At 61.4% G+C, this 5,839-nt stretch carries 5 protein-coding genes; all 5 read right to left on the bottom strand.

Annotation, left to right across the window (positions count from 1 at the left end):
* Window positions 1-121 precede the first annotated feature (121 nt).
* Entirely contained in the window at window positions 122-946 is an 825-nt protein-coding gene (locus tag ACW9JC_RS28245; RefSeq protein ID WP_338582340.1) for an ion transporter, read from the bottom strand.
* 21 nt (window positions 947-967) lie between these two features.
* Window positions 968-1,882, bottom strand: coding sequence for an urea transporter (locus ACW9JC_RS28240; RefSeq protein WP_457459146.1), 915 nt, complete (start codon window positions 1,880-1,882; stop codon window positions 968-970).
* 160 nt (window positions 1,883-2,042) lie between these two features.
* A complete protein-coding gene (pyk, locus tag ACW9JC_RS28235; protein WP_338582338.1) occupies window positions 2,043-3,458 on the bottom strand; it encodes a pyruvate kinase in 1,416 nt (471 codons plus the stop codon).
* Window positions 3,455-4,729, bottom strand: a complete 1,275-nt coding sequence (locus ACW9JC_RS28230; RefSeq protein WP_457459143.1) for a glycerate kinase type-2 family protein — start codon at window positions 4,727-4,729, stop codon at window positions 3,455-3,457. Before ACW9JC_RS28230 ends, pyk begins: the two co-directional genes overlap by 4 nt.
* Before the next feature lie 175 nt (window positions 4,730-4,904).
* Complete coding sequence (locus ACW9JC_RS28225) at window positions 4,905-5,798, bottom strand: 2-hydroxy-3-oxopropionate reductase (protein WP_416129955.1); 894 nt, start codon at window positions 5,796-5,798, stop codon at window positions 4,905-4,907.
* Window positions 5,799-5,839 lie beyond the last annotated feature (41 nt).

The raw sequence follows: 5,839 nt of genomic DNA, 5'->3' as shown, positions 1-5,839 counted from the left end.
TTCAAAAGCAAGATCAAAAGATCGCAGCCTGCGGCAGCTCCTACAGGTTATTTGTCTGTAATTAAAGGCAGCGACTATAGCCGGGCTCGCATAGTCGTTTAAAGATTAAAAAGGACTTTGCTTATTCCAGTTTTTTGAACAGGGCATTGCCGCAACGGGAGCAAAACGCGGCGCCGTGTTCATGGCTGTTTTTCCGGCACACCGGGCAGTCGTGTTGCAGCTGTTCGCCGCGCATGGCGTTGGCCAGTTCGGCAGTGAAAATCCCGGTGGGCACGGCAATGATCGAGTAACCGGTGATCATCACCAGTGAGGAAATCACCTGGCCCAGCGGCGTCTTCGGCACGATGTCGCCGAAGCCCACGGTGGTCAGGGTCACGATAGCCCAATAGATGCCTTTGGGAATGCTGGTGAAGCCATGTTCCGGGCCTTCGATCACATACATCAGCGTGCCGAACACCGTCACCAGGGTGCAGACGCTGACCAGAAACACCACGATCTTCTGCTTGCTGCCGCGCAGCGCCGACATCAAATAGTTGGCTTGCTTGAGGTACGGGCTCAGCTTGAGCACGCGGAAAATCCGCAGCATCCGAATGATCCGGATAATCAGCAGGTACTGCGCATCGGCGTAATACAGCGCGAGGATGCCGGGCACGATCGCCAGCAGATCCACCAGCCCATAAAAACTGAAGGCATAGCGCAGCGGCTTGGGCGAGCAATACAGGCGCAGGATGTACTCGCCGAGGAAGATCACCGTGAAACCCCACTCGATGTAGGCGAGTACATCGGCGTAGTTCTTGTGAATGCTGTCGATGCTGTCGAGCATCACGATCACAATGCTGGCGAGGATGATCAGCAGCAGAATGCCGTCGAAACGCCTGCCGGCCTTGGTGTCACTCTGGAAAATCATGACGTAAAGGTCTTCACGCCAGTTTTTGTTGCTGTCCATGGATAACGCCTGACTCAATGATCAGCGCAGCCTAGGTTGATTCTCCTCCAGAGTGCAAGGCGTAAGGGCGACAGTGGTTTTGCGAAGCATCTGAACAGCCGTGCTTATCAACCAGCCAGCGAGGATGAACGGCGCGGTAAGGGTTGGCAGACCGATGGCGGCGAACATCGGCGTCAGCACCAGCGCCAAGCCGATGCCAACCAGCGGCAGCCACGGTTGGCGACGCTGAGCACTGAAGGCGAGGGCAGCGAGTACCGCGTTATAGCCGCCGAGGCCCAGCAGTGCGGTGTAGAAGTCATGATCCAGCATGCTCCAGCCCATGCCCGCGACAGACGCCAACAACGCCCAGCAGAAGGCACGGCGATCGGCGATCAGCAAACCGGCGGCAATCATCGCACCGGCCAGTGGGTGGCCGAGGAACATTACCTGGCCGATGCCTTTGAGGGGCGCGGCGAGCATGTTCAGCGTGCTGACCTCGATCAAGTGCGCCCCGGTCGAGGGCGTGGCGAAGCACAGCAGCAACCAGCTCAGCACGACGAAGGGTGTGGTGTAGGCAGGCAGGTATTGGCTGACCCGCACGCGTTTGAGCCACTGTTGAGTGATCATCGCGCTCAGGCCGCCAGCAGCCAGAATCAGCGGCGGCATCATCGCCGACCAGGGGAAATACAGGCTCAGCAACAAGCCGAGCAACACGCCGTTGTAGCTGAACAATCCGGCCTGACGATCAGCCTTGGCATAGTTGCGGCGTTGCGCGGTGAGCAGCCCGGCGACACCGCCTAGCAATGCACCGCCGAGCAAGGCGGGCGCGGTGAACAGGATGGCCGAAAGAATCAGCAAACCGCACAGCGGATTGCGCTGGAGGAAGATCTGGCTGAAGCCGTTGAGCATCGCTTCGGCCCAGTCGGGGCAGTGGGTGTTGAAATGATTGGCAGGCATGGCAGTTCTGAAAGGTCAATGAAACCGAGTCACCTGCATCGCCAGCAGGCTGGCTCCCACACTGAATCTCTGTTCAGTCTTGATTCCGTGATCGACACAAAACCAATGTGGGAGCCAGCCGGCTGCGGGCGGCGTTCCGACGATGAGGCCGGTGGGCGCTCTAGATCAACGTCTCGATACGCAAGGAGTTAGTCGACCCCGGCTGCCCAAACGGCACACCCGCCGTGATCAACAATGTATCGCCGCGCTGCGCCATGCCTTGCGCCTGAGCGATCTCAAGTGCCGTGGAGCAGACTTCATCGACCTGGCGCAGCCGATCGTTGACCACCGAGTGCACGCCCCACGCCACGGTCAGGCGACGAGCGGTTTGCAGGTTCGGCGTCAGGTTGAGGATTGGCACCGTTGGCCGCTCCCGCGCCGCACGCAGGCTCGAAGTGCCCGACTCGCTGTAGTTCACCAGCACCGCCACCGGCAGCACGTTGCTGATCCGGCGGATCGCGCAGCTGATGGCGTCGGAAACAGTCGCCTCGGCTTTCGGCCGGCTGACGTCCAGTTGCGCTTGATAGTCCGGGCCGTTTTCCACCTGGCGGATGATCTTGCTCATCATCTGCACGGCTTCCAGCGGGTATTCGCCGGACGCGGTTTCCGCCGACAGCATCACCGCGTCCGCACCTTCGGCCACGGCGTTGGCCACATCGGTTACCTCGGCGCGGGTTGGAGCCGGTGAGAAGCGCATCGACTCCAGCATCTGCGTCGCCACCACCACCGGTTTGCCCAACTCGCGGCAGGTACTGATGATGTTCTTCTGAATCTGCGGCACGCTTTCGGCCGGCACTTCAACGCCCAGGTCGCCGCGAGCGACCATGATTGCGTCGCTCAGCTCGGCGATTTCCCGCAGTTGCTCAACGGCCGATGGCTTCTCGATTTTCGCCATCAGGAACGCCTTGTCGCCGATCAGGGTGCGGGCTTCGCGGATGTCGTCCGGGCGCTGCACGAACGACAGCGCCACCCAGTCCACACCCAGTTCCAGACCGAAGCTCAAATCGCGACGATCCTTGGCGGTCAGCGGGCTGAGGTCGAGCACCGCTTGCGGCACGTTCACGCCTTTGCGGTCCGACAGTTCGCCGCCGTTGAGCACGGTGGTGTCGATGGCGTCGGCGTATTTGGTGACTACGCGCAAACGCAGCTTGCCGTCGTCCAGCAGCAGGTCCATGCCCGGCTCAAGCGCAGCGATGATTTCCGGATGCGGCAGGTTGACCCGGCGCTCATCGCCCGGCGTGGTATCGAGGTCCAGGCGCAAGGCTTGACCTCGCACCAGTTGCACCTTGCCCTCGGCGAACTTGCCGACCCGCAGTTTCGGGCCTTGCAGGTCCATCAGGATGCCCAGCGGATAATTCAGCTGACGCTCGACTTCACGAATCCACTGATAGCGCAGGGCGTGGTCGGCATGATCACCGTGACTGAAGTTCAGGCGGAAGATGTTGACCCCGGCCAGCACCAGTTCACGGATGTCGTCGATTCCGTCGATGGCCGGGCCGAGGGTGGCGAGGATTTTGACCTTTTTATCAGGCGTCATGATTTTGGGCTCTCGAGGATCAGAATGGCGCGGAAGTCGTTGACGTTGGTGCGGGTCGGCTCGGTGACGATCAGTGCGTCGAGCGCCTCGAAATAGCCATAGCCATTGTTGTTGTCCAACTCGTCGCTGGCGCTCAGGCCAAGGGCGGCGGCGCGGGCGTAGCTGTCCGGGGTCATGATGGCGCCGGCATTGTCTTCGGAGCCGTCGATGCCATCGGTGTCACCGGCCAGCGCATAGACGCCGGGCAAGCCTTTGAGGCTCTCGGTCAGGCTGAGCAGGAACTCGGCATTGCGTCCGCCACGGCCATTGCCACGCACGGTGACAGTGGTTTCACCGCCAGAAAGAATCACGCACGGTGCTGCCAGCGGCTGGCCGTGCTGCACCACCTGACGGGCGATGCCGGCGTGAACCTTGGCCACTTCGCGGGATTCGCCTTCCAGATCGCCGAGAATCAACGGACTGAAGCCGGCCTGACGGCATTTCACCGCCGCCGCTTCCAGCGATTGTTGTGGGCGGGCGATCAATTGGAAATGACTGCGGGCCAGGCTCGGATCGCCGGGTTTTACCGTTTCCGATTCCGGGCTTTGCAGCCAGGTGCGCACCGAGGCCGGCACTTCAATGTCGTAGCGCTTGAGGATCGCCAGCGCTTCGGCCGAGGTGCTTGGGTCGGCCACGGTGGGGCCGGAGGCGATGACCGTGGCGAGGTCGCCCGGCACATCGGAAATCGCATAGGTATAAACAGTGGCAGGCCAGCAGGCTTTGCCCAGACGTCCGCCCTTGATCGCCGAGAGGTGCTTGCGCACGCAGTTCATCTCGCCGATGGTCGCGCCGGATTTCAGCAGGGCTTTGTTGATGGATTGCTTGTCGGCCAGGGTGATGCCGACCGCCGGCAGTGCGAGCAGGGCAGAGCCACCGCCGGACAGCAGGAAGATCACGCGGTCTTCTTCGCTCAGGTCGCTGACCAGCTCGAATACGCGCTTGGCGACGGCAAGACCTGCAGCGTCAGGCACCGGATGCGCGGCTTCGACCACTTCGATTTTTTCGCAGGGTGCGCCGTGACCGTAACGCGTCACCACCAGACCGGACACTTCACCCTGCCAGCAGCGCTCGACCACCTGGGCCATGGCGGCTGCGGCTTTACCGGCGCCAATGACGATCACCCGACCGCTGCGGTCGACAGGCAAATGGGCTTCGAGGACTTGCTGAGGATGGGCCGCGTCGATGGCTGTGGCGAACAGCTCGCGCAGGAATTGTTGCGGATCGACCGACATGGCGGGCTCCCGGAATTCTTGTTATTGGAGTAGGGCAAAAACTGGTGTCTCGACTCGGTCCTTGTGGGAGCGGGCTTGCCAGCGATACAGGCACCGCGGTCTTACAGACAGACCGAGGTGATTTCATCGCGGGCAAGCCCGCTCCCACAGGGAACGGGGCAGGTTCAGGCAGGGCTTAGTTCTTATCGCGAATCGAGAAGTTCGCCATGTGTTCCAGGCCCTTGATCAGCGCCGAGTGGTCCCAGTTGCTGCCACCGATGGCCGCGCAGGTGCTGAACACTTGCTGGGCGTTGGCGGTGTTCGGCAGGTTGATGTTCAGCTCCTTGGCGCCTTGCAAGGCCAGGTTCAGGTCCTTCTGGTGCAGGCTGATGCGGAAGCCTGGATCGAAGGTGCCTTTGATCATGCGCTCGCCGTGCACTTCGAGGATCTTCGACGAAGCGAAACCGCCCATCAGTGCTTCACGTACCTTGGCTGGATCGGCACCGTTTTTCGAAGCGAAAAGCAGGGCTTCGGCCACGGCCTGGATGTTCAGCGCCACGATGATCTGGTTGGCCACTTTCGCGGTTTGACCGTCGCCGTTGCCACCGACCAGGGTGATGTTCTTGCCCATGGCCTGGAACAGCGGCAGTGCGCGTTCGAAGGCATCGGCATCGCCGCCGACCATGATGCTGAGGGTCGCAGCCTTGGCGCCGACTTCACCGCCGGACACTGGCGCGTCGAGGTACTGGGCGCCTTTTTCGTTGATCTTGGCGGCGAAGGCCTTGGTGGCGGTCGGCGAGATCGAGCTCATGTCGATCACGACTTTGCCTTTGCCTACGCCGGCAGCAATACCGTCGGCGCGGAACAGCACGTCATCGACCTGCGGGGTATCCGGGACCATGACGATGATGAATTCGGCTTCCTGGGCGACTTCTTTCGGGTTCGCCAGTGCGATGGCGCCCGCGGCGACCAGATCGGCGGGGGCAGCATCGTGATGCGCCGACAGGAACAGGCTGTGACCGGCTTTCTGCAGGTTCAACGCCATTGGGTGGCCCATGATGCCGGTGCCGATAAATCCGATTTTAGCCATGAGAAAATCCTCTTGTTTTTGTGTCGTTCCCTGTAGGAGCT

It is taken from the genome of Pseudomonas sp. SDO5591_S426 (genome assembly GCF_054070755.1).
Note: the sequence above shows the minus strand (reverse complement) of the source record. Positions and strands in the feature narration are given on the sequence as shown.